The sequence below is a fragment of the Streptomyces sp. R21 genome, from assembly GCF_041051975.1.
Lineage (GTDB): Bacteria > Actinomycetota > Actinomycetes > Streptomycetales > Streptomycetaceae > Streptomyces.
Map to the genome: position 1 here is coordinate 9649440 of NZ_CP163435.1, position 26534 is coordinate 9675973.

27 protein-coding genes are annotated in these 26534 nt (G+C 71.4%); 13 read left to right on the top strand and 14 right to left on the bottom strand.

The annotated features are described in order from the left end of the window. Positions 1-8 precede the first annotated feature (8 nt). Complete coding sequence (locus tag AB5J56_RS43200) at positions 9-1079, top strand: adenosine deaminase (RefSeq protein WP_369241677.1); 1071 nt, start codon at positions 9-11, stop codon at positions 1077-1079. Here AB5J56_RS43200 and AB5J56_RS43205 read toward each other — a convergent pair. The 3 genes from AB5J56_RS43205 to AB5J56_RS43215 form a co-directional block, all read right to left on the bottom strand. Continuing rightward, the gene (locus AB5J56_RS43205) at positions 1061-1576 is read right to left on the bottom strand and encodes a DUF664 domain-containing protein (RefSeq protein WP_369241679.1); all 516 of its coding nucleotides are present in this window, start codon (positions 1574-1576) and stop codon (positions 1061-1063) included. The genes AB5J56_RS43200 and AB5J56_RS43205 overlap by 19 nt on opposite strands. Before the next feature lie 27 nt (positions 1577-1603). Continuing rightward, on the bottom strand, positions 1604-3112 hold the full coding sequence (locus tag AB5J56_RS43210) for a carotenoid oxygenase family protein (protein ID WP_369241680.1): 1509 nt from the start codon (positions 3110-3112) through the stop codon (positions 1604-1606). Positions 3113-3179: 67 nt separating this feature from the next. Next, positions 3180-4094 carry a LysR substrate-binding domain-containing protein gene (locus tag AB5J56_RS43215; RefSeq protein ID WP_369241681.1) on the bottom strand — a complete coding sequence of 305 codons (915 nt, stop codon included), beginning with the start codon at positions 4092-4094 and terminating at the stop codon, positions 3180-3182. 148 nt (positions 4095-4242) lie between these two features. On the opposite strand from AB5J56_RS43215, the gene mgrA reads away from it, so the two are divergent. Beyond that, complete coding sequence (gene mgrA, locus AB5J56_RS43220) at positions 4243-5238, top strand: L-glyceraldehyde 3-phosphate reductase (protein ID WP_369241682.1); 996 nt, start codon at positions 4243-4245, stop codon at positions 5236-5238. An 86-nt stretch (positions 5239-5324) separates the two neighbouring features. Here mgrA and AB5J56_RS43225 read toward each other — a convergent pair whose 3' ends face one another. The 3 genes from AB5J56_RS43225 to AB5J56_RS43235 all read right to left on the bottom strand — a co-directional run bounded on the left by AB5J56_RS43225 (position 5325) and on the right by AB5J56_RS43235 (position 6527). Then, the gene (locus tag AB5J56_RS43225) at positions 5325-5618 is read right to left on the bottom strand and encodes a DUF1905 domain-containing protein (RefSeq protein ID WP_369241684.1); all 294 of its coding nucleotides are present in this window, start codon (positions 5616-5618) and stop codon (positions 5325-5327) included. Positions 5619-5699: 81 nt separating this feature from the next. Further along, positions 5700-6020 (bottom strand): hypothetical protein, encoded by a 321-nt coding sequence (locus AB5J56_RS43230; RefSeq protein ID WP_369241686.1) that lies wholly within the window; start codon positions 6018-6020, stop codon positions 5700-5702. 120 nt (positions 6021-6140) lie between these two features. Beyond that, entirely contained in the window at positions 6141-6527 is a 387-nt protein-coding gene (locus AB5J56_RS43235; RefSeq protein WP_369241688.1) for a nuclear transport factor 2 family protein, read from the bottom strand. A gap of 431 nt (positions 6528-6958) precedes the next feature. Here AB5J56_RS43235 and AB5J56_RS43240 point away from each other — a divergent pair, with 431 nt between their 5' ends. The 4 genes from AB5J56_RS43240 to AB5J56_RS43255 all read left to right on the top strand — a co-directional run bounded on the left by AB5J56_RS43240 (position 6959) and on the right by AB5J56_RS43255 (position 11641). Continuing rightward, positions 6959-7369, top strand: a complete 411-nt coding sequence (locus tag AB5J56_RS43240) for a hypothetical protein (RefSeq protein WP_369241690.1) — start codon at positions 6959-6961, stop codon at positions 7367-7369. A gap of 83 nt (positions 7370-7452) precedes the next feature. Then, positions 7453-9795, top strand: a complete 2343-nt coding sequence (locus AB5J56_RS43245; protein WP_369241692.1) for an FHA domain-containing protein — start codon at positions 7453-7455, stop codon at positions 9793-9795. A gap of 5 nt (positions 9796-9800) precedes the next feature. Further along, positions 9801-10640, top strand: coding sequence for a hypothetical protein (locus AB5J56_RS43250; protein WP_369241694.1), 840 nt, complete (start codon positions 9801-9803; stop codon positions 10638-10640). Continuing rightward, positions 10640-11641 (top strand): serine/threonine-protein kinase, encoded by a 1002-nt coding sequence (locus tag AB5J56_RS43255; RefSeq protein WP_369241696.1) that lies wholly within the window; start codon positions 10640-10642, stop codon positions 11639-11641. Before AB5J56_RS43250 ends, AB5J56_RS43255 begins: the two co-directional genes overlap by 1 nt. Here AB5J56_RS43255 and AB5J56_RS43260 read toward each other — a convergent pair. Next, on the bottom strand, positions 11638-12906 hold the full coding sequence (locus AB5J56_RS43260) for a streptophobe family protein (RefSeq protein ID WP_369241698.1): 1269 nt from the start codon (positions 12904-12906) through the stop codon (positions 11638-11640). The genes AB5J56_RS43255 and AB5J56_RS43260 overlap by 4 nt on opposite strands. 164 nt (positions 12907-13070) lie before the next feature. Here AB5J56_RS43260 and AB5J56_RS43265 point away from each other — a divergent pair, with 164 nt between their 5' ends. The 4 genes from AB5J56_RS43265 (at position 13071) to AB5J56_RS43280 (ending at position 16883) form a co-directional block, all read left to right on the top strand. Continuing rightward, the gene (locus AB5J56_RS43265) at positions 13071-14435 is read left to right on the top strand and encodes a DUF6777 domain-containing protein (protein ID WP_369241700.1); all 1365 of its coding nucleotides are present in this window, start codon (positions 13071-13073) and stop codon (positions 14433-14435) included. Positions 14436-14656: 221 nt separating this feature from the next. After that, positions 14657-15166, top strand: a complete 510-nt coding sequence (locus AB5J56_RS43270) for a hypothetical protein (protein WP_369241702.1) — start codon at positions 14657-14659, stop codon at positions 15164-15166. Between the two features lie 409 nt (positions 15167-15575). Beyond that, positions 15576-16283, top strand: a complete 708-nt coding sequence (locus tag AB5J56_RS43275; RefSeq protein ID WP_369241704.1) for a carbon-nitrogen hydrolase family protein — start codon at positions 15576-15578, stop codon at positions 16281-16283. A gap of 147 nt (positions 16284-16430) precedes the next feature. Then, a complete protein-coding gene (locus AB5J56_RS43280) occupies positions 16431-16883 on the top strand; it encodes a helix-turn-helix domain-containing protein (protein ID WP_369241706.1) in 453 nt (150 codons plus the stop codon). A gap of 46 nt (positions 16884-16929) precedes the next feature. Here the strand turns inward: AB5J56_RS43280 and AB5J56_RS43285 are convergent, their stop codons facing one another. The 3 genes from AB5J56_RS43285 to AB5J56_RS43295 form a co-directional block, all read right to left on the bottom strand. Continuing rightward, positions 16930-17532, bottom strand: a complete 603-nt coding sequence (locus AB5J56_RS43285) for a ClpP family protease (protein ID WP_369241708.1) — start codon at positions 17530-17532, stop codon at positions 16930-16932. 1 nt (position 17533) lies between these two features. Further along, on the bottom strand, positions 17534-18187 hold the full coding sequence (locus tag AB5J56_RS43290; protein WP_369241710.1) for an ATP-dependent Clp protease proteolytic subunit: 654 nt from the start codon (positions 18185-18187) through the stop codon (positions 17534-17536). 144 nt (positions 18188-18331) lie between these two features. Next, positions 18332-19531 carry an epoxide hydrolase family protein gene (locus AB5J56_RS43295; protein WP_369241712.1) on the bottom strand — a complete coding sequence of 400 codons (1200 nt, stop codon included), beginning with the start codon at positions 19529-19531 and terminating at the stop codon, positions 18332-18334. A gap of 224 nt (positions 19532-19755) precedes the next feature. Here AB5J56_RS43295 and AB5J56_RS43300 point away from each other — a divergent pair, with 224 nt between their 5' ends. Then, positions 19756-20571 (top strand): alpha/beta fold hydrolase, encoded by an 816-nt coding sequence (locus AB5J56_RS43300; protein ID WP_369241714.1) that lies wholly within the window; start codon positions 19756-19758, stop codon positions 20569-20571. 73 nt (positions 20572-20644) lie between these two features. Continuing rightward, complete coding sequence (locus AB5J56_RS43305; protein ID WP_369241716.1) at positions 20645-21127, top strand: VOC family protein; 483 nt, start codon at positions 20645-20647, stop codon at positions 21125-21127. A gap of 192 nt (positions 21128-21319) precedes the next feature. On the opposite strand, the gene AB5J56_RS43310 is transcribed toward AB5J56_RS43305, so the two are convergent. Continuing rightward, a complete protein-coding gene (locus AB5J56_RS43310; RefSeq protein WP_369241718.1) occupies positions 21320-22324 on the bottom strand; it encodes a nitroreductase family protein in 1005 nt (334 codons plus the stop codon). A gap of 173 nt (positions 22325-22497) precedes the next feature. Next, a complete protein-coding gene (locus AB5J56_RS43315; protein ID WP_369241720.1) occupies positions 22498-23619 on the bottom strand; it encodes an ABC transporter ATP-binding protein in 1122 nt (373 codons plus the stop codon). A gap of 415 nt (positions 23620-24034) precedes the next feature. Here AB5J56_RS43315 and AB5J56_RS43320 point away from each other — a divergent pair, with 415 nt between their 5' ends. Then, entirely contained in the window at positions 24035-25105 is a 1071-nt protein-coding gene (locus AB5J56_RS43320; RefSeq protein WP_369241722.1) for a zinc-dependent alcohol dehydrogenase family protein, read from the top strand. Positions 25106-25153: 48 nt separating this feature from the next. Here the strand turns inward: AB5J56_RS43320 and AB5J56_RS43325 are convergent, their stop codons facing one another. Together AB5J56_RS43325 and AB5J56_RS43330 are read right to left on the bottom strand one after the other, a co-directional pair. Beyond that, positions 25154-25807: a hypothetical protein gene (locus AB5J56_RS43325; RefSeq protein ID WP_369241724.1), complete on the bottom strand. Its 654-nt coding sequence runs from the start codon at positions 25805-25807 to the stop codon at positions 25154-25156. A gap of 84 nt (positions 25808-25891) precedes the next feature. Beyond that, positions 25892-26422 (bottom strand): universal stress protein, encoded by a 531-nt coding sequence (locus AB5J56_RS43330; RefSeq protein WP_369241726.1) that lies wholly within the window; start codon positions 26420-26422, stop codon positions 25892-25894. Positions 26423-26534: the final 112 nt, after the last annotated feature.

Genomic DNA, 26534 nt, shown 5'->3' on the forward strand with positions numbered 1-26534 from the left:
AGACACGCATGACCGCGCCCCGCATCGACATCGACTCCCTCCGCCGCCTCCCCAAGGCCGTACTGCACGACCACCTCGACGGCGGTCTTCGCCCCGCCACGCTGGTGGAGCTCGCGGAGGCGGTCGGTCACACGCTGCCCACCACCGACCCGCAGGAACTGGCCGCCTGGTACTACGAGGCCGCCAACTCCGGTGACCTGGTGCGCTACATAGCCACCTTCGAGCACACCCTCGCCGTGATGCAGACCCGCGAGGGCCTGCTGCGCACCGCCGAGGAGTACGTGCTCGACCTGGCCGAGGACGGCGTCGTCTACGGCGAGGTGCGCTACGCGCCCGAGCTGAACACGCAGGGTGGGCTCGCGATGAGCGAGGTCGTCGAGACCGTCCAGGAAGGCCTCGCCGCCGGTATGGCGAAGGCCGCCGCCGCGGGCACCCCGGTCCGCGTCGGTACCCTGCTGTGCGGCATGCGGATGTTCGACCGGGTTCGCGAGGCCGCCGACCTGGCTGTGGCCTTCCGTGACGCGGGCGTCGTCGGCTTCGACATCGCCGGTGCCGAGGACGGCTTCCCGCCCGCCGACCACCTGGCCGCCTTCGAGCACCTGCGGGTGGAGAACGTCCCCTTCACGATCCACGCCGGTGAGGCTCACGGCCTGCCCAGCATCCACCAGGCCCTCCAGGTCTGCGGCGCCCAGCGCATCGGCCACGGCGTCCGCATCACCGAGGACATCGTGGACGGCAAGCTCGGCCGTCTCGCGGGCTGGGTGCGCGACCGCCGTATCGCCCTGGAGATGTGCCCCACCTCCAACCTCCAGACCGGCGCCGCCACTTCGATCGCCGAGCACCCCATCACCGCCCTGAAGGACCAGGGCTTCCGGGTCACCCTCAACACCGACAACCGTCTGGTGTCGGGCACGACGATGACCCGGGAGATGTCCCTGCTGGTCGAGGAGGCCGGCTGGACGGTCGAGGACCTGCGCACGGTCACGGTGAACGCCCTGAAGAGCGCGTTCATCCCGTTCGAGGAGCGCAATGCCCTGATCGAGGACGTCGTTCTGCCGGGCTACGCGGCCGCGCTCTGAACCAGCCCCCGTAGGTAGGCTGCCTGTCCGACGTGCTGCAGATCGTCGGACAGGACGCTCACCAGGCGGACGCCGAGAGTGACAGGCGGATCCCAGCGCTCGTCCACCACCCGCTCGAAGTCCTTGGCGGCGAGCCCGCGCACGAACTCCAAGGTCTGTTCGTGCACGGCGTCGTAGTACTCGCTCAGCAGCTCGCCCGACTCCACCCGTACCTTGGCGACCTGAGTGGAGCTGTGGCCGTACCCCGTGTCCCGGCGCGGCAGATCGAGCCCGAAGCGCTTCTCCCAGCCCTGTGACAGCCACACCTGGTCAAGCTCGGCGGCGTCGGCGACATGGTCGTCCTGGACGCGCGTGAGATGCCAGACCAGCCAGGCGATGGAGTTGGCGTCGACGGCCGGACGGGCGTGCAGCTCGTCCGGTGAGAGGCCGTCGACCGCCGCGTGGACTTCTTCCTGGATGCGGCCGTACGCGTCGATGAGGATGTCCTTGGCATGCATACGTCCACCATCGCGCATCCCCGCCCGTCATGCGTCGGGAATCCAGCTCCCGTGGAATCCCAGCGGCACCCGGCCCGGCAGATGGATGCGGGCGACCGGCTCACCGGTGAAGTCCTGCGCCGCGAGAATCACCAGGTCCGCGGCCCCGCGGTCGGGGTTGTGCACATACGCGATCGCGTAGCCGTCGTCCTCCGCCGCCCGCGAGTCGGTGGGATCGCACGGCACGAACACGGCCTCGCCCGCCGCCGCGTCGCGCGGCAGCCGGTGCACCTGGGAGGTGCCGCGCAGCAGGTCGTGCTTGATCAGCGCGTTGCTGAAGGCGCGGTCGGGCGGAGTGCCGTCGGGCGTCAGGTACGCCAGCGTCATCTCGGCGGACGCCGCCGAGTAGCCGTAGCGGTGGCGGCGGGAGACAAGTGCCTCGTTCACACGCGGGAACTCCTGCGGACGGTCGTCGATCGTCGACTTCCGCACGCGCCCGTGGCGCAGGTCGACCGTCCAGCGTTCGAGCTGTGCGGTGCCCGCCCCGTAGGGCCCGTCCGAGCCGCGGCCGGCGACATAGAAGGGCGCCGCGTACGTCGTCAGGTCGATGACCACCGAGTCCCCGTCGTCGTACGCGTTCAGGGTGTGCGAGTAGTAGACCGGATCCACCGTGAACCAGCGCACCGGGCCGCCGGACCGGGGCATGACGCCCACGCGGAAGGGGTGCTTGGTGTTCCAGATGTACGGCACGATGTCGCCGCGCTCGGCCGCGGCGGGGTCGAAGGTGATCGGCATGTCGAAGACGACCACGTGTTTCTCGGTGAGCGCGAAGTCGTGCATCATCGGCGCCTCGGCCACCGGGATCTTCGTGGTGCGCGAGACGCGGCCCGTCGGGTCCACGACCAGGTGTCGGATGTGGTCCCAGGTGGGGTAGTAGGCGATCGCGTGCAGTTCACCGGCGTGCGCGTCGAACTTGGTGTGCGCGGTGAACGCCCCCTCCAGGGTGCCGCGGAAGTCGTACGTGCCCACGGTGTTGAGCTCGTCGTCGAGTTCGTAAGGCAGCGGGCCGCTCTCCTGGAGTGCGAGGATCCGCCCCCGGTAGGGGATCACATGGGTGTTGCAGGGGAAGTCGTCCGGCGGCACGGGACCCGGGTAGGGCTCGCCGAGCTTCTTCGCCACCTGGGAGGAGCGCACCCAGCGGTTGCGGTACCACTCGGCGCGGCCCTCGCGCAGCCGGACGCCGTGCACCATGCCCTCGCCGAGCATCCAGTGATGGGCGCGCGGGTCCTCAAGTCCGAGGACGTTGGGGCCGTTGCGCAGATAGCGGCCGTTCAGCTCGCGCGGAATGCGCCCGGTGACCGGCAGGTCGAACGCGGTCAGTTCCTCGGTGACCGGCTTGAACGCCCCTTCGAGGAAGGGGTAGTGGCGGGTGGCGGCCTCCTGGGGTGCGGCGGCCGCGGGCAGGGCGCCCGCTCCGACGCCCGCACCGGCCAGCCCGCCCGCCGCCGCGATCGCCGCCGCGCCGCGCAGCACACCCCGTCGTGTGGGTTCCGTCATTTCCCTTGCTCCTGACCGAAGTTGCCGTGAAGGACGCTCACGAGTCTGTGTCAGGAGAAGGGCCCGGTCAGGAGGGGTGGGCCCCGTCAGGGGGTGTTGCCAGGCCCCCTGTTTCGAGCAGGGTCATCAGCGCCCGGGCCGCCGGACTGGTGGCCTCCGGCGGCGGCAGCAGCGCCACGGTCTCGTACACCGTCTCGTCGGTGCCCTTCAGGGGCAGCGCCGTCAGCGTTTCGCGCTTGTGCCGGAAATGCCGGGGTACGACGGCGATGCCGAGGTTCTCGTCGACCAGGTCGAGGAGGCTGTGCACATCGTTGACCTCCAACGCCACCGTCCGCCGGACACCCGCCGCGGCGAACGCGGTGTCGGTGATGCGGCGCGGCCCCCAGTCCGGGTGGAAGTCGACGAACGCCTCGCCGCACAGCTCCTCCGGCGTCAGCGCCGCGCCGGCGGACGCGAGGTGGTGCGAGGGATGGCACAGCACGGTCATCGGCTCACTGGTCAGCGGCACCGAGCGCAGCTGCTCGGTGTCCGCGTGCGTCCGCACCGCGAACGCCAGGTCCAGCCGCCCGGCCGCGACCTCCTCGGCCAGCGCGCCCGAGCCCGCCTGCCGCAGCCGTATCTCCACGTCCGGATGGAGCCGCCGGAACGCGGCGAGCAGCCCGGCCACGTGCACCCCTGCGACACACTGCTCGGTGCCCAGCGCGAGCGTGCCGCGCAGCACACCCTGCACCGCGGCCACCGCCTCGTGCGCCGCCCGCACCTGCGCGAGGATCCGCTCCGCCTCTCCCAGCAGCGCACGCCCGGCCTCGGTGAGCGTCACCCGCCGGGTCGTCCGCACGAACAGTGGGCTGCCCAGCTCCCGCTCCAGCGCCCGGATCGACGCCGAGAGCCCCGACTGGGACACCATCAGCCGCTCGGCGGCCCGGGTGAAGTGCTGATCCTCGGCGACCGCGACGAAGTGCTGGAGATGGCGGAGTTCCATGACTCAGAAGCGTATCCGCTGAATTCCATCGGATTCTTCTGTTGGACCGCTGCCCGCACTTCGCGAAAGAGTGGATACCGGTTCTTCCGCACCGGTTGCCGGGCCTCCCCGGCGCCGGTGTTTCCGTGCCAACCCCTCTGGAGTCGCGTTGTACACCGCACACCCCGACCGTTACGCGGACATGCCCTACCGGCGCACCGGACGCAGCGGCCTGAAGCTTCCCGCGCTGTCGCTCGGGCTGTGGCACAACTTCGGCCCCGACCGGCCGGTGGACACCCAGCGGCAGATCCTGCGCCGCGCCTTCGACCTCGGCGTCACGCACTTCGACCTGGCGAACAACTACGGCCCGCCGCCCGGCGCCGCCGAGTCCGCCCTCGGCGCCGCGCTGAAGGCCGACTTCGTGCCCCACCGCGACGAGCTGATCATCTCCACCAAGGCCGGATACCTGATGTGGCCGGGCCCGTACGGCGAATGGGGCTCGCGCAAGTACCTGCTGTCCTCGCTCGACCAGAGCCTGGGCCGCATGGGCCTCGACTACGTCGACATCTTCTACTCCCACCGCCCCGACCCGGAGACTCCGCTGGAGGAGACGATGGGCGCGCTGCACTCGGCGGTGCAGCAGGGCAAGGCGCTGTACGTCGGTGTCTCCAACTACTCGCCGGAGCAGACCCGTGAGGCCGCGCGCATCCTGGGCGAGCTGGGCACCCCGCTGCTCATCCACCAGCCCCGCTACTCGATGCTCGACCGGCGCCCCGAGGAAGGGCTTCTGGACACCCTGGACGAGCTTCAGGTCGGTTCCATCGCCTACTCGCCGCTGGAGCAGGGGCTGCTGACCAGCCGCTACCTCGATGGCATCCCGGAGGATTCGCGGGCGGCGAGCGACAGCCCCTTCCTGAACTCCGACGCGGTCACCGAGGACCTCGTCCAGCAGCTGCGTGCCCTCGACGACATCGCCAAGTCCCGCGGCCAGTCCCTCGCCCAGCTCGCGCTGGCCTGGGTACTGCGCGGCGGCCGGGTGACCTCCGCCCTCATCGGCGCGAGCAGCGTCCAGCAGCTGGAGGACAGCGTGGCGGCCACGCACGCCCTGGACTTCGACGCGGACGAGCTGGCCCGGATCGACGCGATCCTGGGCATTGCCGGATAGCGGCCGGCCGACGTCCGGCGCGACCCCCGTGCGCCCGGGCGGCGGACACCTGGGCCGACCCCCGTGCGAGCTGCCTCGCGCGGGGGTCAGCGGCCTTCGCCGACGCGCTCCTTCAGCCGGACCGTCACCGTGTCTCCCTCCTCCTTCCCGATCGCCTTGCGTACGTCGGACCTCACGGGCAGTTTGTGGGTGCCGTCGCCCAGGGCCATGAAGGAGCTGCGGAACGGATGGCCGTCGATGGTGCCGCTGACCTTGACCAGGCCGCGGGTTCCGAAGAACGCGACAGACTCCGGCCACACGAGATAGGTCCAGCCGCCTTTGGCCGGGCTCTTCCGCAGTACCGCCGTGAATTGCTTGTCCAGCTTGCCCGTCGTGTCCATCGGGTCCTCCGCTCCCAGTGGTGCTCGTATGCACTCTTACCCAAGAGACCGCCGGGGGGAGAGGAACTCATCGCGGCCCGACTACGGCAGTTGTCGGCTCGCCAGCCCGCTGAGCACCGCTCGGATGAACGGCTGGAAGCCCTCTGGCCCGGAGGCGTCGTCCTTCATGTGGACGGTCGTCGTGTCGCTCGACTGGAAGATCTCCCGAATGATCTCCAGCCGGGTGTCCAGATCGAGCCCGGCTCCCATGATCACGTGGTCCACCCGGCTGCCGGCGAGGGCGGACCGTAGGTCGTCGATCCCCGTGCCCCCGAGCACCTCGATGCCCGGGGTTACCAGCCGCTGCCGGGCTTCGCCGACGACGGCGTCGGTGCGTCCGAGCAGCAGCACGGTTGTCGTCATGGTCTTCCTCCTGCTCAACTCCCGGCACGGGCGCGGACATCGGCGCCGTGCCGGGCGGGTGGTCGTGGGCCGTTCCACGCTCCCACGAGCGAGCCGGAACCGGTCTCCCCGTGCCGGTGGTCAGGCGCCCGGAGTCGGCACCCGGTCCAGGAATCCGAGCACGGTCCGGATGCGGCCGTCCTCGTCCAGGGTGATCACGTCGAACCCGGCGACGGGCGCCGAACCGTCGGCGTCGCTGACCAGCTCCCAGCCGAAGCGGGCCGTGTCGTGGTGCCCGTCGACGGTGCCCGCGAGCCTGAAGGAGAAGCCCGGGAACTGCTCGTGTGCCGCCGTGATCACGGCCGCGATCTGCTCGTGCCCGCGGACGTCGGCCAGCGGGTCGGTGTAACTCCCGTCCTCGGTCCAGGCGGCGGCGACCGCCTTCGTGAGCGCGTCCGCGCCGTCCGCGTTCCAGGCCTCGAGGTAACGGGCGGCGGCGGTCTCGTAGCGGTCGTGGGTTGCGGACATGGTCGATCATCCTCCATCGAGGTCATACCTGCTGGTCAGGGCCCGGATTTCCGACTCTTGGTGCCCCGTCGGGATCCGGTAGGACCACCATGCCGGGCGGTGCGCGGGGCGTCGATTACCCCTCGGGTAATGCGGCGGCGGAAGGCAGGAAGAGATCTGCAATCCCGTCCGTTCCGCGACCCCCGTGTGCGCGGAGAACAGGCCCGCCGGTGCCACGCGTGGCGTTTCGGCCAACGGCGGTCATGAATATGCCAGGAGACTGGCTGGAATGGCATGGTGACAGAGTGTCAGGAGTGGCGATACTCGAAGCAAAGGGAAATTCAGCCACACCCACGCAACACCATCGCGCACAACAGAGCCGCAGGAACAGCACGGAGCCGCATTGAAAGCGAGGCCGGGCCGGCAGCCGACGACGCAATGGGGGAGCGATCGTGCACGACGAATTCCTGTGCCATGTCACCGCGTACGGCTGGTGCGACGGCCAACATATCGGCGTACCACTGGGAACCTATCGCGCGCCCACGCTGGCGCTGGCCCTGTGGTGGATGCGGGACCGCGCCTCCTGGATGGCCGACCGACTGGACCCGCAGCCCGGCGACCCGCACATCCCGCCCAACGCGATCGCCCCGATGGCCGCCAGCACCCCGGACGTGCCGAGCGTGCTGCGCTCCTGGTGCGGCGACACCGCGCAACAGCAGCTGGTAGCCGAGGAGTTGGCGGCCGGGAAGCTCGTCCGCATCGCCACCAGCGACGACACCACCGAGTACGAGCTGATGGCGGAGTCCGTGGACGCGCTGCGCATGCAGCGGACGCTTCCCGCGCTCGCCACGCCCGTGGCATGATCCACCCGCCTGCCGGGCGCCGAACGTCCCGACGTCGGGCGAGCGGGCAGGCGCATACATGGCTGAATGGCTAGAATTCAGGCATGGCAGAGCGGCTGAGCACGCCGACTGCGCCCGAACTCGTCCTGGAGACGGATACGGGCTCCACGGTGATGAGTCCGGGCCACGACTATCACGTCGGGCGCGACCCGTTGAGCGACATCGTCCTGGACGACGTCCGGGTCTCCTGGCATCACGCGGTGCTGCGGCCCGAGGCCGATCACTGGACCCTCGAGGACGAGAACAGCACGAACGGCACCTACGCCGACGGCCGGCGCGTCCACGAATGGGGCGTCGGAGCGGGCAGCGTCATCCGCTTCGGCAGCGCCGCCGACGGCCCCCGTGCCGTCCTCGTCGAGCACCCGCCACCGGTCGTCGAGCGGCCCTCCGCCGTGTCCATGCCCGCAGCGACGGGCACCTTCCGGCAGCCGACCACCGTACGGCCGCTGCCCGCCCGCACCGTCCGCATCGGCCGCGGCGGCGACAACGACCTGGTCATCGACGACCTCATCGTCTCCCGCCACCATGCCGAGCTGCGCGCGCTGCCGGACGGCACGTACGAGATCGTCGACCTCGGCAGCCACAACGGCACCTTCCTCAACGGCCAGCCCGTCGCCGGGGCCCCGATCACGCCCGGTGACATCGTCGGCATCGGCCACTCCGCGTTCTGCCTGGTCGGCGACCAGCTCCAGGAGTACGTCGACACCGGCGAGGTGTCGCTCGACGTCCAGGGCCTCACGGTCGCCGTCGACCGCGGCCGCAAGACCCTCCTCGACCAGGTGTCCTTCCCGGTGGGGGAGAAGTGCCTGCTCGCCGTCGTGGGCCCGAGTGGTGCGGGGAAGTCGACCCTGCTCAACGCCCTGACCGGGCAGCGCCCCGCCGACCGCGGCACCGTCCTGTACGACGGCCGCGACCTCTACCGCGACTACGCCGAGCTGCGCCAGCGCATCGGCCTCGTACCGCAGGACGACATCCTGCACGCGCAGCTCACCGTGCACAGGGCCCTCGGCTACGCCGCCGAGCTGCGCTTCCCGCAGGACACGGTGAAGGCGGAGCGCCGGGCCCGGGTCGACGAGGTGATCCGCGAGCTGGGTCTTGAGGAGCGCGCCGGGCAGCCCATCCACAGCCTGTCGGGCGGCCAGCGCAAGCGCGTGAGCGTGGCCCTGGAACTGCTGACCAAACCCTCGCTGCTGTTCCTCGACGAGCCCACCTCCGGGCTCGACCCCGGAATGGACCGCTCCGTGATGCACATGCTGCGCGGCCTCGCCGACGACGGCCGCACGGTCATCGTCGTCACGCACAGCGTGCTCAGCCTCGACGTCTGCGACCGCCTCCTCGTCCTCGCCCCCGGCGGCAAGGTCGCCTACTACGGACCACCCGACGACACCCTCGCCTTCTTCGGCTTCCGGCAGTGGCCGGAAGCGTTCGAGGCCTTCGAACGGGACCACGACCGCGACTGGGCGGGGGAGTACCGAGGCTCACCGTTCCACCGGCAGTACGTCGACAACTCGACGGCGCAACCCCGCCTGCCGCAGGCCGCGCAGGCCGCAGCCGTGGGACCGCCGGTCAAGGCGCAGAGCTGGAGCTCCCAGCTCGGCACCCTGGTCCGCCGGTACGCGGCCGCGCTCAGCGCCGACAGGACCTTCCTGGCCATCATGATCGCGCTGCCCTTCGTGATGGGCGCGATGGCCCGGGCGTTGGCCGGCAGCAAGCTGACCCAGGAGACGGCGATGAACGCGCTGCTCATCCTGTGCGTCGGCGGCGTGCTGACGGGGGCCGCGAACGCCGTGCGGGAACTGGTGAAGGAGCGGGTGATCTACCAGCGTGAGCGGGCGGTCGGCCTGTCCAGATCGGCGTACCTGATGTCCAAGGTCGTCGTCCTCGGGACGATCACCGTGCTCCAGGCCGTCGTGCTGACCCTGGTGGCCCTGCTCGGTGTCGACCTCAACGCGCCCGGCGGGAAAGGGGTGCTGATGCCGCCGCTCGTGGAGATCACCGCGGCCGTGGCCCTGCTCGCCTTCACCGCGATGATGCTCGGCCTCCTCGTCTCCGCCCTGGTGCGCAAGGAGGAGGTCACGATGCCGCTGCTGGTGCTGCTCGCCATCGTGCAAGTGGTGTTCTGCGGCGCGCTGTTGAAACTCGACGGTGTGCCCGGCATCGAGCAGCTGTCCTGGCTGGTGCCCTCGCGCTGGGCCCTGGGCGCGATGGCGGGCACCATCGGGCTGGCCCGGATCGTCCCGGGCGACCTGACCGGCGACCCGCTGTTCAAGCACTCCACCGGCGTCTGGCTGCTCAACATGGGCATGCTGGTCGTCCTCAGCGTCCTCTTCGGGTACCTGGTGGCCCGGCTGCTGCGGCGGCGCGAACCCGTCGTCATGCGGAAGTAGCCGCGATGACGACCCCCGGCTTTCGCCCCACGCACGTCGTGCCCCAGGAGGGCATGGCCGCCTGGGAGAGCCCGGATCCCTCCCGGCCCACGGTGCCGCTCGACGCGCTGCTGCCCGTCCAGCTCCTCGACCGGCTCGGCGACTGGGCCCGGATCGCCTGCGCCAACGACTGGTCGGCCTGGGTCGACGGCCGCCTGCTGGTCGCCGTACCGCAGGCACCGCCCGCTGCGAGCAGCCCGCTCGCGCGCACCGCGGACCCGCGCCCCCTGCTGGCCCGCGTCGAGGAGGCCCTCATCGGCTACCGCGGCGCGGCCGAGGACCTCGCCGCCGGACGGCTCGACGGGGAGTCGTTCCGGGCCCGTACGCGGGGGCAGCGGGTGGGGGTGGTCGTCGACGGGGAGTCCCTCTGGCTCTACGACGCCGACCACGAGCGGTGGGTGTACTGCGACGGCACGCGGCTGAGCACGTTCGCGGCCGCCGGGGACCCGTCGGCGGCCCCGGATCCGGGCGACGACGCACGGGAGGCGGCTCCCGAGCAGCAGGAACCACCCCTTCCCGCGCAGGAGCCGGCCGCGGAGGGCCACGAGCCGACACGTCTCGTACGGGAGGCGACGCCGAGCGGTCATGATCCGACTCGCGTCGTGCAGGCGGCCGCTGCGGACGGTCGTGAACCGGCGCGACCCGTGCAGGAATCAGCCCGTGACGGGCATGGACCGACGCGCCGAGCCCAAGAGCCCGCCCCGGACGGACAGGAACCGACACAGGTCGTCCAAGAACTCACTCCGGACGGGCATGAACCGACCCGGCTCGTCCCGCGTGTGCCGGACGACCAGGGGGACCGGTGATGGGCGACGGCGGGCGGCACGACACCAGCCTGTTCTCGGGGCGCCCCTCCGACCTCATCGGGCGGCAGATCGCGAGCTACCGGGTCGAGCGCGAGATCGGCCGCGGCGGGATGGCCGTCGTGTACCGGGCCAGGGACCTGCGCCTGGACCGGACCGTCGCGCTCAAGCTGCTCGCCCCGGAACTAGCCCGCAACGACACCTTCCGCCGCCGCTTCACCCACGAGTCACGGGTGGCCGCCGCGATCGACCACCCGCACATCGTGCCGGTCTTCGAGGCGGGCGAGACGGACGGCGTCCTGTACATCGCGATGCGGTACGTCGCCGGGCTCGACCTGCGGCATCTGCTGGACCGGGAAGGTCCCCTGCCGGTCAAGGTCGCCGGCCGTATCGCCATCCAGGTCGCGTCCGCGCTTGATGCGGCGCACGACCACGGCCTGGTGCACCGGGACGTGAAACCCGGCAACATCCTGGTGGCCGAGGGCACCGACAGCGACCACCCCGAGCACGTGTACCTCACGGACTTCGGCCTCACGAAGAAGTCGCTGTCGCTGACCGGGTTCACTAGTGTCGGCCAGTTCGTCGGCACCCTCGACTACGTGGCGCCGGAACAGATCTCCGGCAAGCCGGTGGACGGCCGGTGCGACGTGTACAGCCTCGCCTGCGTCGTCTACGAGTCGATGGCCGGGAAGCCGCCCTTCCAGCGCGAGGACGACATGGCGCTGTTGTGGGCCCACCAGTACGACGAGCCGCCGCCCCTGAGCGAGAAGCGCCCCGGCATCGCCGCCCCCGTGGACGCCGTACTGGCGAAGGCGCTGTCCAAGAGCCCCGACGACCGCTACGACTCGTGCCTGGCGTTCGTCGCCGCACTGCGGGCCGCCGCGAGCGGTGCGACGGGCGCCGGGCACGCGCCGACCCAGGCGGCGCGGGCCGCCGGGACACCGGAGTACCCGGGGCCGCCACCGCAGCCGCCCGGCTGGGCCCGGCCCGTCTTCCCGCGTTAGCCCGAGGCGACCTCGCCCCGGCGGTGGACCCGCTTCGCCAGCAGGCCGCCGAGGAAACCGGTGACCAGCCCCCACAGCGCGCCGAGGCCGATCGCACTCCACAACTCGGGCCGCAGGACCAGCGATCCGGACAGGCCGCCGCCGAGGTCGCCGATGCCGAGCACCGACAGGCCGTAGTGCGCCGAGATCCGGGCGAGGAGACAGATCATGAGCACCGTGAGCGCCAGCGCGATCGCCATGTGCACGGCGTGCTGCCAGGCCCGCATCCGCGCCGGTGAGCGGACGGCCATCAGGAACGCGGCGGCCAGCAGCAGGACCGCGTTGACGACCACCAGCCACCACACCCTGCCGTCGAACTCGGAGAGGGTGTGCAGGTTGAGCGTGGAGACGTCCGGGGTGCGCAGCACCTCGTCCAGGACATGCGGCATGGGCAGCCCGAAGGGACCGTCCACGCGGCCGTTCCATGTGGCGCCGAGCCCGAGCGTGAAGGCGAGCCAGACGAGGTTCGGCAGGCCGAGCAGGATGACGGCGAAGGTCTCCGGGACGTGCCCGCGCGCCACCGCCGTCACCAGCCCGATGACCAGGCCCAGGCCGACGTAGCCGAGCAGCAGCGCCACCATGGCGAAGGCGGCCGGACGCACCGACTCCTGGAAGCGCAGCAGCCGGGCCGGCAGCGGGGCCCCGCGCGCGACCAGCAGGGCGAGGATCAGCACGCCCGCCAGCCACAGGACGCCGAAGCCCAGGGTCGGCGGCATGTCGGTCTCGAAACCCACCTTGGGGGTGGCGCCGAGCAGGTCGCCGATGTCGCCGAGGGTTCCGTCGCCGAGCGAGACCGTGAAGGTCTGGCGTGCCAGGAGCCCGACGGCGACGAGGGCCGCCAGCCACAGCAGGGCGATCCGGGCGGCCCAGCCGGCCAGTTCGGCGGCTGAGGCGACGGCACGGTGCCGCAGCGGCCGCAGGAACCCCGCGGCGATCACCAGAGCGCCGACGAGCGTGACCGACAGAGGGATCACCGTCAGACCCGCCTTGGTGCCCGCGATCGCCCCGGCGTCGCCCGAGAGCTTGATGGTGCCGCCGACCGCCGTCACCACGGTGGCCGCGACGACCCGCGGAAAGGCGTTGTCGGGGAGGTCCGTGGCTCCGGCTGCCCATAGCCCGAGAGCGGCGACCACCCCCATGGCGATCACCCCGGCCAGCACGGTGGCGACGGCGTGGACCCAGCCGTGTCGGGCAATTCCCTGGTCGGACGGTGTCTGGGGGCTCACGTTGCCACGCTAAGCACCGCCGGGGCGGTCCGCGCGCCGGGTGGGCCGACCGGCGTCGGCTTGCGGGCAGCATGGGACCGGAGCACACAATGGGTTCATTGCGTCACGAAGCGGCACAATTCAGGTGAAGTGCCGCGAGATCCCTACACCGGGAAGAAGAGCTCGTGAGCGTCGAACCGCCGTCATCCGGCCGCCCCACAGGACCACCGTCGGGCCCGCTGTCAGGCCCCTCCCAGCCGAGTCCGACACCACCCAGCCCCACGCAGCCGAGCGGCCGCGCCCCGCTGGGCCCACCGGACGGCAGCTCCGGCGCGGGCGACAGCGGCGGCGGAGCGGGCGGATCGGGCGGGGCCGGGGGTTCGGGCTCCGGGCCCAGCGGTCCCCTCGGCCCGGGCGAACCGGGCCAGGGCGCCGGCCAGGGGCCGGACCGCCCCTGGTGGAAATCGGCGCCGCGGGTCGCGCTGATCACCGCGGCCCTGGTCGCCGCGGTGACTGTGGGCGTCGTCCTCACCCGTTCCGACGGCGGCGGCACGAAGCAGGCGGGCAGCGAGGTCTTCCTGCAGTCCGCGAGCAAGTCGGGGCCCGACCCGTTCACCGAGTCGACGGCCAACGACAGTTCCACCGCACCGGTGACCCCCGCCGCCACGAGCTCATCCGACTCCGCCAACGTGACACGCGGCGTGGACGGTTCCGCGCCCGGCCTCTACGGCGGCACCCGCAAGGTCGCCAGCTGCGACGTGGAGAAGCAGATCAGGGCACTCCAGGCGGACCCGGCGAAGAACAAGGCGTTCGCGTCGGTCGAGGGCATCCAGCCCGCCTCCGTACCCGCCTATCTGCGCTCGCTCACCCCCGTGCAACTGCGCATGGACACCCGTGTCACCAACCACGGTTACCGCAACGGCGCCCCCACCAGCTACCAGGCGGTCCTGCAGGCGGGCACCGCCGTCCTCGTCGACGGCCACGGTGTGCCCCGGGTGCGCTGCGCCTGCGGCAATCCGCTGCTGCCGCCGGTCGCACAGCAGACCACCCCGAAGCGGACGGGTGACTCGTGGGCGTCGTACCGGCCGCAGAACGTCGTGGTCGTCTCGCCCGCGACGACGGTCATCAACGTGTTCGTGATCTACGACCCGGACCACGACGACTGGTTCACCCGCCATCACGGCGACACCGGTGAGCACGACCAGAAGACCAGTCCTCCGGTGAACCAGCCCTCCCCGTCGGTGACCGTCTCGTCCCCGACGCCGAGTTCGCCTTCACCGCACTCCCCGTCGCCGTGCGTGTCCCCGCCCACCGGTACGCCGTCCGCGGCGACACCGAGCGGCTCGCGGAGCCCGTGCCCGCCGACCTCGCCGTCCCCGTCCTCCTCGTCGCCGACACCGTCCGGGTCGACGTCCCTGTCCCCGCAACCCCCGACTACAGAGCCGGCGAACCCGCCGTCGCCGCCCGGCAACGTGTCCTCCGATACGACGGCGCAGTCGGCGTCGACCGACACCGGGCCGGGGTCGTCCGGGACAACCCCCGGCCTGTGACGGCGAGGCACGGACCGGCCCGGACATCGACGAACCAACGACCGAATGGGCGTCTTGCCACCGCCCGTACCGCGTACAAAAGTGAAAGTGGCGTCCTGGACCGGTGGGTTCCGCAGCCCGCTCCGGCCGAGGAGTGCCCCGCCCCGGACCCCGGCAGAGTCCCTGGATGCAGTTGACCGTCCGTGCTCGCGGACCGCGGACACTCGGCGGAGGGCTGAAGCGTGGACGAAAGCCGACTGACCGAACAGGAATGCCTCGACGTACTGGCCCGCGCACCGGCCGCACGGCTGGCGGTCACCCGGCGCGGCGCCCCGTACATCGAACTAGTGGGCCTCATCCATCTGGACGGCGAACCGGTCGTCCTGCTCCCCCGGACCAGCGCGATCACCCACCTGCTGCCCGCGGTGGTCTCCCCGCGGCGGCTCGTGGTGCTCCAGACCGACGACCTCACCGACTGTCGCCGGTCGGTCCGCAGTGTCACCGTCCTCGCCCGCCCCCGCTGGGTCGTCGATCCCGGAGGTCTCACCGCGTGCCGCTGCGCGGCCGCCGCCCGGGGCTTCGCCCTCACCGCCGACGCCTGGTTCCTCTCCCTCACCCGCCCCACGCTCGTCGGTCGCCGCGTTCCCCTGCACGACGATCACCTCCTGAGCGGACCGGGCCGCATCGCCGCCACCGTGCACCCGGCAGACGCGAGCCCCGCGGTGAACGACCCCGTCACCGCCGAGCAGTAGACCGAAACCAGTGCAAACCTACGGCTGCCGGAAGGGGAGTTGTCGCGGCTGCGCGGAGTACGGTCAAGGCCATGGGGCGGGACGGCTGCCTGGTCCTGTTCTTCGGCGAGGACGGCCGTCCCTGCGCGCGAGGAGTGGTACTCCCCTCCGCACTTCTCGCGCACATGTCCTCCTCGACGGCGAGGAGCGGGAGTTCTCGCCGTGCAACCGGGGGACGGTGCTGGAGCCGTGCAGTCGGCGGTGCGGCTCCAGCTGCCCGGCGTGTCTTGGCTGTTGAGGGGCAGCCGGCTCTCCGGGGCAGGCGGAACGGCTGTTAGATTCTCCGCGATCTCATTCGTTGCGGCAGGTCGCGGCGCGTGTCCCGTGGGTGGACGCGCACTGCACCCGGCCGTCCGTCGTGGAGTGCCACATGCGCCAACCGCTCGCGGTCGCCGTCGTCCAGCCCGTATGCGTCCACCTGGACGTCGCCGCGAACGCCGCCGCGCACGCGCGGGCCGTCCTCGGCGCGGAGGCGCGTCTGGTGGTCTTCCCCGAGCTGTCCTTGACGGGCTACGACCTTGCCGCCCCGGCCGTCGCGCCGGGCGACCCCCGGCTGACCGAGCTCGTCGCCGCGTGCCGTACGGCAGGTGCGACGGCGCTGGTCGGAGCCCCTGTGCGCGAGGAGGACGGACGTGAATACATCGCGACCCTGGCCGTCACGGGCGACGGCGTCAGGGTGGCGTACCGGAAGATGTGGCTGCACGGCGAGGAGTTCGACCGCTTCACACCGGGCGAGAAGCCCGAGGTCATGGTGGTCGACGGGTGGCGGCTGGGCCTCGCCGTCTGCTACGACGCCGCCGTGCCCCAGCATGCCGCCGACACCGCGGCACTGGGCATCGACGCCTATGTGGCCAGCACGCTCTACGGGCCGGGCCCCGCCTCGGCGGCCCGGCGTGACGGTCACCTGCGCGAGCGGGCCCTGGCCCACGGCGTCTGGGCGGTGCTGTCGACCTCGGCCGGGCCCAGCGGGACGTACGAGGCCACGTCGGGCGGCTCCGGGATCTGGGCACCGAACGGCGATGTGCGCGTCCAGGCGGGCCCGGACGCGGGTGACATGGTCGGCGCGACGCTTCGCTGATCCTGCCGGCGCAGGACAGCGCCCGGCCGCCGTACGAGCCGTAGCACCACCGACCGCGCGCCCGGCGCCGCAACAGGGAACCGGGACTTCACCCAGAGCGGAACGCCGATGCCTTCCCCTCCGGCCTGGCGCTTCTAGGCTGAAGGGGTGAGCAACCAAGTGCCGAACGAAGCCCGTGTCATCCCCCTGCGCCCGGCAGCCGCGCCGAGTCCGGCCACCGCTCCGGCACGCGCGCCGCAGCGCCCGCGGCCCGTTCTCGCGCCGAGACAGGTGCCACCGGCTCCCGCGGAGAAGGAGCCGCTGTGGCGGGACCTCGTGGGTGACGTCCTGCGGCGTGAGCGCCTTGCCCAGGAGCGCACCCTCAAGGACGTGGCCGAGGCGGCCCGGATCTCGATGCCGTACCTCTCCGAGCTGGAGCGCGGCCGCAAGGAGGCCTCCTCCGAAGTCCTCGCGGCCGCCGCACGCGCCCTCGGTCTCGGCCTCCCCGACCTGCTCTCGCTCGCCCAGGACGAGCTCACGCGGCTCGCCCGGGTGCGGCGTCCGGACCGCGGGCGCGCCCCGTCGGCATCGCGCTACGACGGGATGTGCCTGGCGGCCTGAGCGGCCCGCGACCGGTCAGGACCCGGGGGCCTTGGGGCGCCCGGGTTCACACCGTCGCCAGCCGTCGGCTCAGCACCTCGTCGGCGAGCCCGTACGCCACGGCCTCATGTGCGGTGAAGACCTTGTCGCGGTCCATGTCCGCGCGCAGGGTGCTCGCTTCGTGGTGCGTGTGCCGGGAGAGGACCTCCTCGACCTGCGCGCGGATCCGCAGCATCTCCTTGGCCTGGAGGCTGAGGTCAGACACCGTGCCCTGCCGTCCGCCACTGGCCGGCTGGCCGAGCAGCACCCGGGCGTGCTCCAGCACGAACCGCCGTCCGGGATCGCCCCCGGCCAGCAGCACCGCCGCGGTGGAGGCGGCCTGACCGACGCAGAACGTCGAGATCGGCGCCTGGACGAACGACATCGTGTCGTAGATCGCCATGAGCGAAGTGAACGAGCCGCCGGGCGAGTTGATGTAGATCGCGATCTCGCTCTCCGGGTTCGACGACTCCAGATGGAGGAGTTGCGCGATGACGACGTTGGCGACACCGTCGTCGATCTCCGTGCCGAGGAAGATGATCCGCTCGGACAGCAGCCGGCTGAAGACGTCGTAGGACCGCTCGCCCTGCGGGGTCCGCTCGACGACGTTCGGAATCGTGTACGAACCCATGTCAGAGTCCCATCCGTCGTCGTGACGCGGCCGGGCGGACATCGTCGAGCGACTCCACGACCCGGTCCACCATGCCGTACTCCCTGGCCTGTTCGGCCGTGAACCAGCGGTCGCGATCGCCGTCCTGGGAGATCGTCTCCTCGCTCTGGCCGGTGTGCTCCGCGGTGATCCGCTCGATGGCCTTCTTGGTGAACTCCAGGTTCTCCGCCTGGATTTCGATGTCGGCGGTGCTCCCGCCGATCCCGGCCGACGGCTGGTGCATCATGATCCGCGCGTTCGGCAGTGCGAAGCGCTTGCCGTGCGTTCCCACGCTCAGCAGGAACTGGCCCATGCTCGCCGCGAACCCCATCACGAGCGTCGAGACGTCGTTGGGGATCAGCCGCATCGTGTCGTAGATCGCGAGCCCCGCGGTCACCGATCCGCCAGGACTGTTGATGTACAGGCTGATGTCCGTACGCGAGTCCTCCGCCGACAGCAGGAGCAGCTGGGCGCAGACCCGGTTGGCGGAGACCTCGTCGACCTGGGTGCCGAGCAGGACGATCCGCTGCGCGAGCAGTTGCGCGGCCAGATGGTCGTCGAATCGTGTTGCCGGGGTGTCGCCCTCTTCGGCCCGCGGAGCGCGGCCCGGGTCCCAGCCGGTGATGAATGGAGTCATCGGTCCTCCTCGTGGTGGTGCGGCTGCCGTCGCCGCGTTCTCCACTCTCGGCCCGAACGCGCCGCTACCCGGGCCTTCTTGGCCCGCAGCAGATTCGCCACGGGCAGAGGCCGTCATGGACTGGGGGCGCGGAAATGCGGGAAGTCAGCCGGCCGTGCGCAGCTTCCGGAAGAGGGCACGCACATCCGCGACGAGCAGCTCCGGCTCCTCCAGCGCGGCGAAATGCCCGCCCCGGTCGAACTCCGTCCACTGCACGATGGTGTTCGTGCGGTCCGCGATGTGCCGCAGGGCCACGAAGTTCTCGTGCGGGAAGACGGCGAGGGCGGTCGGCGTGGTCGAGGGGGCGGGCGGCGATCCCCAGTAGTCCGCATGCGCCCGCTCGTAGTAGATGCGCGCGGACGAACCGGCCGTCCCCGTCAGCCAGTACAGCATCACGTTGGTCAACAGCCGTTCCCTGTCGACAGCGTCCTCGGGGCTGTTCTTCCGCGGGTCCGTCCATTGCCTGAACTTCTCGGCGATCCAGGCAAGTTGGCCGACCGGCGAGTCGGTGAGCCCGTACGCGAGTGTCTGCGGGCGGGTGAACTGGATGTCGGCGTACCCGCGCTCGTTCTTGTTCCACTCCTGGAACCGCTGCCAGGACAGCAGCGTGCGCTCGCGCTCTTCGGGGCTCAGCGCCGCCAGTTCGGCGGGCGTCGGCTCCGTCGTCGCGCCCGAGTCGGGGAGCAGATTCAGATGGACCCCGATGACGCGGTCGGGATACGCCCGGCCCAGCTCACGGGAGATGGCCCCGCCCCAGTCCCCGCCCTGCGCCCCGTAGCGGTGATAGCCGAGGCGCTCCATCAGCTCGGCGAACGCGGCGGCCACGCGCTTGAATTCCCACCCGGTTTCCCGGGTCGGGCCGGAGAGGCCGAATCCCGGAATGCTGGGGATGACGAGATGGAACGCGTCGGCCGGATCCCCGCCGTGAGCCCGCGGATCGGTCAACGGGCCGACCACATCGGTGAATTCGACGATCGAACCCGGCCAGCCGTGCGTGATGATCAGGGGAGTGGCATCCGGTTCCGGGGACCGCACATGGGCGAAATGCACCCGCGTGCCATCGATTTCGGTCGTGAACTGCGGCCATTGGTTCAGCCGGGCCTCCGCCGCACGCCAGTCGTACTCGTGCCGCCAATACCGTACGAGCTCTTCGAGGTGATCCCGCGGAATTCCATAGGCCCAGCCCACGCCCGGCAGCGCGTCCGGCCAGCGGGTGCGGTCGAGGCGGTGGCGCAGATCGTCGAGGTCGCTCTCGGGGAAGTCGATGCGGAACGGATGAATGCCTGAGGCGTCTGCAGATGTCATGTCCGCGCATGCTAACTGCGGGGCGTTCGGTGGCTCCGGTATTTTTTGACCACCGCGTCTGCGACCCCCTGCACCCCCCCGGCCGGACACCGCGCCCCCGGCCTCGGACGGCCCGGGCCGTCCGTTCTGCGCCGACCCGCGGTGCTCGGTACTGTCGGAAGTGATCGCCGCGCGCATCCCCGGCGCACGGAACCCGGGCGGCCGAGCGGAGGAGGCAGGCTGCCATGACCGTGATCGCCCTGAAAACCGCGGTGCTGCGGGACGGGCTCACCCTCCCTTACGCCGAGGCGGGCTACCCCGAGGGCACGCCCGTCGTCTTCGTGCACGGGCTGGCGGACTCCTGGTGGTCCTTCGAGCCGCTCCTGAGACAGCTCCCGGCATCTCTGCACGGCTTCGCCCCCACCCAGCGCGGCCACGGCGACGCCGACCGCCCTCCCGACGGCTATACGCCCGAGGACTTCGCCGCCGATCTCGTGGCCTTCCTCGACACCGTCGGCATCCGCCGCACGCTCCTCGCCGGATCGTCCAGCGGCGGCGTGACTGCGCGGATCGTCGCGGGCAGCCACCCCGACCGGATCTCCGGGCTGGTGCTGATCGGCGTCCCCGCCACCCTCGCCGACAAGCCGGCGGTGACCGCCGTGGGGGAGACCGTCCAGGGCCTCTCCGACCCCGTGCCGCGCGAGTTCGTCGAGGGGTTCCTGGACGGCATGGTGAGCCGCCCGGTCGCCCGCGGATTCATCGAGACCATGGTCGAGGAAGGGCTCAAGCTTCCCGCGTACGTCTGGCAGGAGACCGTCCGCGGACTGCTGGAGACCGACCTGCGCGCGACCCTCGCGGGCATCCTGGTGCCGACCCTCCTCCTCTGGGGCGACCAGGACGCATTCCTGCCCCGTGCGGACCAGCAGATCATCCTGGACGCCGTCCACGGAGCACGGCTGCTCACCTACGAGGGCGCTGGGCATGTCGTGCACTGGGAGGAGCCGGAGCGCGTCGTCGCCGACATCGCCGCCTTCGCGGCCCGCCTCGCTGCCAAGTCCTGACCTGTCACCGATGAGTTTCCGGCCGGGGACCGGTCCACAGAGCAGACGACGTTCCCGACCCGAGGAGGTACCCATGCCCGCCGACGGATTCACCACCTGTCTGTGGTTCGACGAACAGGCCGAGGAAGCCGCCCACTACTACGTGTCGATCTTCAAGAACTCCAAGCTGGGCCGGGTCGGCCGCTACACCGAGGCCGGACCCCGCCCCGCCGGTTCCGTGATGGCCGTGGAGTTCGTGGCCAACGGGCACAAGTTCGTGGCCCTGAACGGCGGCCCGGAGTTCACCTTCGACGAGGCCGTCTCCTTCCAGATCTACTGCGAGGACCAGGCGGAGGTGGACTTCTACTGGAACAAGCTCACCGAGGACGGTGGCGAAGCAGGCCCCTGCGGCTGGCTCAAGGACAAGTTCGGTCTCTCCTGGCAGGTCATCCCGGCCAGGCTCATGGATCTGGTCAGCGACCCGGACCCGGAGAAGGCGGCCCGCACGAGCAAGGCGATGTTCCAGATGTCCAAGCTGGACCTCGCCGCCCTGGAGAAGGCCCACGCGGGCGAATAGCGGGCCGGTATGGCGGCCGGCCCGCTCTCGTCCCGCGCGGATCAGGCGAGCTGGCCGCTGTGCGGCGCCGTGTACGCGCTGTCGCGGCGCAGCAGTTCCCGCTGGGTCGGAGTACGCCCACAGTGCGCCCGGGGGCGCGCTCAGCCCTTGGGGCCGGGCTGCGGCGGGCGCCGATGGTTTCGGGTGCCCGGGTCAGGGCCGGGCGGACGGGGCGGCCTCTTCGGCGTCCAGGAGGAGATGCGGTGCACGGCGGGGCGTGGCGGGCCCGTCGGGGCCGTAGCCGAGCCGGACGATGAGCTGGACGTGGTCGAAGGGGGCTGTCTCCGGTCGCAGCCGGTCGCGGAGGTCCGGCCACTCCAGAGCCTGGTGCAGCAACGAGGTGCGCAGCCCCTGGGTCGTCGCGACAAGCAGGACGGACTGGAGCGCCTGGCCCGCGCGCAGCCAGTCCATGCGCCGGTCGTGGGCCGTGGTGAGCACCGCCAGCGTGGGCGTGCGCTCGAACGGCCGGGACGGCAGCTGCTCCAGGGAACGGCGCGCGCCGAAATCACGCATCGGGACCTGCTCGAAGGCGTCCTGCGGTCCGAAGGCCGACGACGGGATGCCGGTGTCCTCCCCCACGTCCCGTCCCGTCCAGCGTCGGCTCTCGACACTGCGGTCCGGGTCGGCGTGATTGCGGCGTTCCGCCGTGGCGGTCACCCGCAACAGACGGGCCGTCTCGTGCGGGTCCGGCACGGTCAGCGCGGCGCCTTCCATGTGTGCGGCCTCGGCGAGCTCCTGCATGACCGCCGTGGGGACACGCCGCTCGGCGAAGGGGAACCGGCTGCTGCGCCTGCGCCAGATCGCGTCGTACAGATCGGGACTGTGGACCGTGGCGAGCGACGCACTCGGAGTGATGCGCACGGTGACCAGCAGATCGGGCCGGTGGGCATTCGGGAGCAGCCGGGCCACCGGTTTCCAGCCGAGATGAGTGACCGCGATCCGCAGGTTGACCAGGGCCGCGCCCGCCGCGATGTGCAGCGCCCGGCCGTGCGGGTCCTCGCTGGGCAGAGCCCGCTCGGCGGCGGCGTGGATCTCCAGCGTCAACAGCTCGGGGTCGAAGCGGAAGTGCCAGGGCTGTGTGTTGTGCATCGAGGGTGCCGCGATGGCGGCCGAGATCATCTTCTCCAGTGCCGACGAGTCGAGCGAGGTGACAGACATGAGGACCTCCTCTCCCGGGCCGGTCGTGCTGCCGGGAATGTGGATGAACTCAGCCTGCTGGAGCAGGCGGCTCGGGTCGTAGGGGCCGTCCGGCCCCAACCGGGTCTGGACGGCCCTGCCCCACGCACCTTCCTGCGGGCCGACGGGCCGACGGGCCTGCATGCCGCTCCGGTTCAGGCCGGCTCCCCGTCGATCGGCAGGCGCAGCCCCGTCCGTCCGGAGAAGACATGGACGGCGTCCGGGTGCACGGTGACGCGCATGCGGTGCCCCTCGCCGTACGGCGCCCGTTGTGGGGCTCGGACGACGAGACGCGGGCCTACCCGGTGGACGCCGATGACGGTGTGGAGGTGGAGGGAGGCTCCGGTGTACTCCAGGGCATCGATCACGAGATCCAGTCCCGGTGTCTCCCGGTCTTCCACGGAGACGATGTCGAACTCCTCGGGACGGATGCCCAGCACGATCTCGGTGAGGCGTTCGGCGCGCGCGGCCTCCAGGGCGGGCCGGGGCAACGGGAGGAAGAGGCCGCCCAGTTGAGCGGTGCCGTCCAGGGTGAGGGGCAGCCGGAGGAGGTTCATCGGCGGCGATCCGATGAAGCCGGCGACGAAGACGTTGGCGGGGTACGCGTACACCTCTCTCGGGGTGCCGACCTGTTGCAGCACACCGTCGTCGAGGACGGCCACACGGTCGCCCAGGGACAGCGCCTCGGCCTGGTCGTGGGTGACGTAGAGCGTGGTGATGCCGAAGAGCCGCTGGAGCGAGGCGATATGGGCGCGGGTCCGCACCCGCGCTCCGGCGTCCAGGTTGGACAGCGGTTCGTCCATGAGCAACGCCTGCGGCTCCCGGACCAGGGCGCGGCCGGTCGCCACGCGCTGCCGCTGCCCGGCGGAGAGCGACTTGGGCTTGCGGCCGAGGTAGTGACGCGCGTCGAGGAGGGCGACGATGTCGGTGACGGCCCACTGCGCGGCGTCCTTGGGCACGTTCTGGACCAGCAGCGGGAAGCCGATGTTGTCCTCCGCCGTCAGGTGCGGATAGAGGGCGTAGTCCTGGACCACCATCGCGACGTCGCGGTCCCTGGACGGCCGACGGGTCACGTCCGTGTCGCCGATGAGGATCGCGCCGGAGTCGACGGGCTCCAGTCCGGCGAGCATCCGCAGCGCGGTGGATTTTCCGCAGCCGGAGGGGCCGACCAGGACCATGAACTCCCCGTCGGCGACCTGCAGTTCGAGCGCGCTGACGGCCGGGCGGTCCATCGTCGCGAAGTGCCGTGTTGCCCTGTCGAAGGTGACGGACGCCATGCTCTCCCCCTCCACCGGCGCGGGCCCTGCGACCGGCCCCGCGGATCGACCGGTTCCGCGCCTCCCAGGTTCAGGTGGAAGGGCGGACAGGTGTCCGTCACCAGACTGGCGTACGCCCCGGCGCGCGGCACCCATCGGTTGCGGCCGACTGGCAGGTCGAACAGAGCCCGGCCGGCCGGAAGGGGCTTTCGGACCCGTCAGCGGGCCGGCCGGCCCAAGCGGGCGGCAGCCATCAGGGCCAAGCTGGAAGTGCGAGCCTGCTCCGGCGGCGACGGCGACGCCCACGGGTGTCCCGCCTCCGACGGGCGGACGGGACCGGCGGTTCGTTGAATGAATGGACCGTCCTGCCTCGTGGCCGCACGGCCGCGGAATTCCTCCGCGACCGGCATTCGCCAGCCTCGGGAAGGGGATCGTCATGAAAGCACTCGTCTTCCACGGCCCCGGGCAGTCCGCCTGGGAGAGCGTCGCGGACCCCGGCATCCAGGAGGCGACCGACGCGATCGTGCGCGTCGACGCCGTCACCATCTGCGGGACGGACCTGCACATCCTCAAGGGCGATGTGCCGGACGTACGGCCCGGCACGGTGCTGGGGCACGAAGCCGTCGGCGAGGTCGTCGAGGTGGGCAGCGATGTTCGCGGCGTCCGCCCCGGCGACCGGGTGCTGGTCTCGTGCATCACGGCGTGCGGCCGGTGCCGTTTCTGCCGGGAGAGCGCGTACGGGCAGTGCCGCGGGGGCGGAGGCTGGATCCTCGGCCATCTGATCAACGGCACGCAGGCCGAGTACGTCCGCGTGCCCTACGCCGACCTGTCCGTGCACCCGCTGCCCGGCGGGGTGGACAGCGGGGACGCCGTCCTGCTGGCCGACATCTTCCCCACCGCCTACGAGGTGGGTGTGCTCAACGGGCACGTGCGGCCCGGAGACACCGTCGCCGTGGTCGGGGCCGGGCCCATCGGTCTTGCCGCGATCGCCACGGCCCAGCTCTACAGCCCCGAGAAGATCATCGCCGTGGACCTCGCCCCACCCCGGCTCGACGCCGCCAAGAACCTCGGCGCCGACGCGGTGGCCGCCGCGGGTGAGGAGGCCGAGCAGTTGGTCGCCGACCTGACCGAAGGGCTCGGAGCCGACGTGGTCCTCGAAGCGGTGGGGGTGCCGGCCAGCTTCGAGATGTGCACGCGCATGGTCCGGCCCGGCGGCCACGTGGCCAATATCGGCGTGCACGGCAAGCCCGCCGTACTGCACCTCGAAGACCTCTGGATCAAGAACGTCACCATCACCACCGGACTCGTCGACACGTACTCGACGCCGACCCTGCTGCGCATGATGGCCGCGGGCCGACTGCCCGCGTCGTCCCTGGTCACCCACACGTTCCCGATGGACCGGATGGAGGAGGCCTACGACGTCTTCGGCGCGGCGGCGGACACCGGGGCGCTCAAGGTCGTTCTCGGCGAGCAGCGGCACGACGTGCTGTCCGTCAAGGAGTCGTGACGGGAGGCCGAGGTCGTCCGTCCTGGGCGGCGGGCCCGGGCCGTCGGATCATGAGCGCCACTGGTCGCAGTACTCGATGTGGATCTCGCGTGCGTCGCCGAGAACGCCGTCGTTGGAGTGGAACTCCGTGCAGAAGTGCGGGTAGTTCGGATGGACGGGGACGTGGCCTGGACCGTTCCGGGCCACGTCGAGGAAGTGCCGGGCGGTCTCCCTGAACACCTTCGCGCTGCCGGTCATGAACAGAGTCTCCGCGTGGACGTGCTGGTGGAAGAGGTCCCGGTTCTCCCGGTAGTGCCGTGCCTCGTGGTCGATCACGGCTTCGCCGATGTGCCCGGGGTCGGGCAGCGTCACGGTCCCCGGACGGCCCCGGCCGAGGCGCCCGCGGACTTCCTTCCAGCGCGAGGGAGCGAACTGCAGCGAGTGGTGCAGCAGCACGAGATCGAGCCGACGCGTGCCGTCCTCCGGAAGCTCCCGCTCCGGGCCCTTGTTGCCGCGCATCGGCATGTGGATCAGTGCCCGCGGGGACGAGGCGGCGAGCGTCCACAAAGCGCCGATCCGCTGTGCGGCGTCCTGATCGAGACAGGCGTCCAGGTGTCGGTCGTGGTCGACGAGCACGGCGCGGACCAGGGGGCGAGCGGGGCGGATGACCTTGAACTCCGCTGCGCCGAGGCGCACTTGGTGGATGGTGACGGACAGTTTCATCGCCCGTCCTCCGGCCGGTCCTCGCGCCGGCCGTCCCATTCGGGCAGGACAGAGCTTGCCAGGTCCCTCTGCGCAACGGTCGGATCAGCCATGGCGGGAAGCTAGCAGAGGCCCCGTTTGACCGGCCAATACGTTTGCGTCGGCCTCCCGGAGCGACGCCGTCGACCGGTCCACGGCGGGCACCGTGACCACCGGCACGGATGCGTGCCGCAGACACTCACGGCCGACGACACCCAGGGCAGGCAGCCCGCGCTGCTTGTCCGACCGGCGTCCCAGCGCCAGCAGCAGCGCCCCGTCGGCATGGTTCAACAGCACCCGCGCGGGCGGACCCTGTGCCAGTACGGCACGTACGGCGCCGTCGATCCGGGTCCCGAACACCGCGCGCAGTGTCGAGGCGAGCAGGTGTGCCGCCTCGTCGCGCTGCTCCGCGTCCGTCGGGTGCGCCGCGACCGGGGCGTAGGCGGCGAGGTGGCGCGCCGTGGGGTCCCAGGCGTGGACGGCGACGACGTCCGCATGCAGGGCGTGGGCCTGCCGTGTCGCCCAGCGCAGGGCGGCCACGGACGCCTCGGTGCCGTCGATGCCCACCACGATCTTGTGGGCGGCGAGTTCGGTCATGACTGCCTCCCCGGACGTCCTGGTGGTTCCACGGTGACGCGGACAGGAAGCGCCCGGCAGGGGCCGAGAGACTCCTGGCTCGTGCCGAACGGGCCTTGCACGCAGTCGCTTT

Coding starts and splice junctions, on each gene's coding strand:
- AB5J56_RS43305 (WP_369241716.1), top strand. CDS start 20,645: ATGCCCGCCGACGGATTCACCACCTGTCTGTGGTTCGACGAACAGGCC.
- AB5J56_RS43295 (WP_369241712.1), bottom strand. CDS start 19,531: ATGACATCTGCAGACGCCTCAGGCATTCATCCGTTCCGCATCGACTTC.
- AB5J56_RS43315 (WP_369241720.1), bottom strand. CDS start 23,619: ATGGCGTCCGTCACCTTCGACAGGGCAACACGGCACTTCGCGACGATG.
- AB5J56_RS43325 (WP_369241724.1), bottom strand. CDS start 25,807: ATGAAACTGTCCGTCACCATCCACCAAGTGCGCCTCGGCGCAGCGGAG.
- AB5J56_RS43290 (WP_369241710.1), bottom strand. CDS start 18,187: ATGACTCCATTCATCACCGGCTGGGACCCGGGCCGCGCTCCGCGGGCC.
- AB5J56_RS43285 (WP_369241708.1), bottom strand. CDS start 17,532: ATGGGTTCGTACACGATTCCGAACGTCGTCGAGCGGACCCCGCAGGGC.
- AB5J56_RS43300 (WP_369241714.1), top strand. CDS start 19,756: ATGACCGTGATCGCCCTGAAAACCGCGGTGCTGCGGGACGGGCTCACC.
- AB5J56_RS43210 (WP_369241680.1), bottom strand. CDS start 3,112: ATGACGGAACCCACACGACGGGGTGTGCTGCGCGGCGCGGCGGCGATC.
- AB5J56_RS43310 (WP_369241718.1), bottom strand. CDS start 22,324: ATGTCTGTCACCTCGCTCGACTCGTCGGCACTGGAGAAGATGATCTCG.
- AB5J56_RS43215 (WP_369241681.1), bottom strand. CDS start 4,094: ATGGAACTCCGCCATCTCCAGCACTTCGTCGCGGTCGCCGAGGATCAG.
- AB5J56_RS43275 (WP_369241704.1), top strand. CDS start 15,576: ATGCGCCAACCGCTCGCGGTCGCCGTCGTCCAGCCCGTATGCGTCCAC.
- AB5J56_RS43245 (WP_369241692.1), top strand. CDS start 7,453: ATGGCAGAGCGGCTGAGCACGCCGACTGCGCCCGAACTCGTCCTGGAG.
- AB5J56_RS43205 (WP_369241679.1), bottom strand. CDS start 1,576: ATGCATGCCAAGGACATCCTCATCGACGCGTACGGCCGCATCCAGGAA.
- AB5J56_RS43255 (WP_369241696.1), top strand. CDS start 10,640: ATGGGCGACGGCGGGCGGCACGACACCAGCCTGTTCTCGGGGCGCCCC.
- AB5J56_RS43200 (WP_369241677.1), top strand. CDS start 9: ATGACCGCGCCCCGCATCGACATCGACTCCCTCCGCCGCCTCCCCAAG.
- AB5J56_RS43225 (WP_369241684.1), bottom strand. CDS start 5,618: ATGGACACGACGGGCAAGCTGGACAAGCAATTCACGGCGGTACTGCGG.
- AB5J56_RS43230 (WP_369241686.1), bottom strand. CDS start 6,020: ATGACGACAACCGTGCTGCTGCTCGGACGCACCGACGCCGTCGTCGGC.
- AB5J56_RS43320 (WP_369241722.1), top strand. CDS start 24,035: ATGAAAGCACTCGTCTTCCACGGCCCCGGGCAGTCCGCCTGGGAGAGC.
- AB5J56_RS43235 (WP_369241688.1), bottom strand. CDS start 6,527: ATGTCCGCAACCCACGACCGCTACGAGACCGCCGCCGCCCGTTACCTC.
- AB5J56_RS43330 (WP_369241726.1), bottom strand. CDS start 26,422: ATGACCGAACTCGCCGCCCACAAGATCGTGGTGGGCATCGACGGCACC.
- AB5J56_RS43250 (WP_369241694.1), top strand. CDS start 9,801: ATGACGACCCCCGGCTTTCGCCCCACGCACGTCGTGCCCCAGGAGGGC.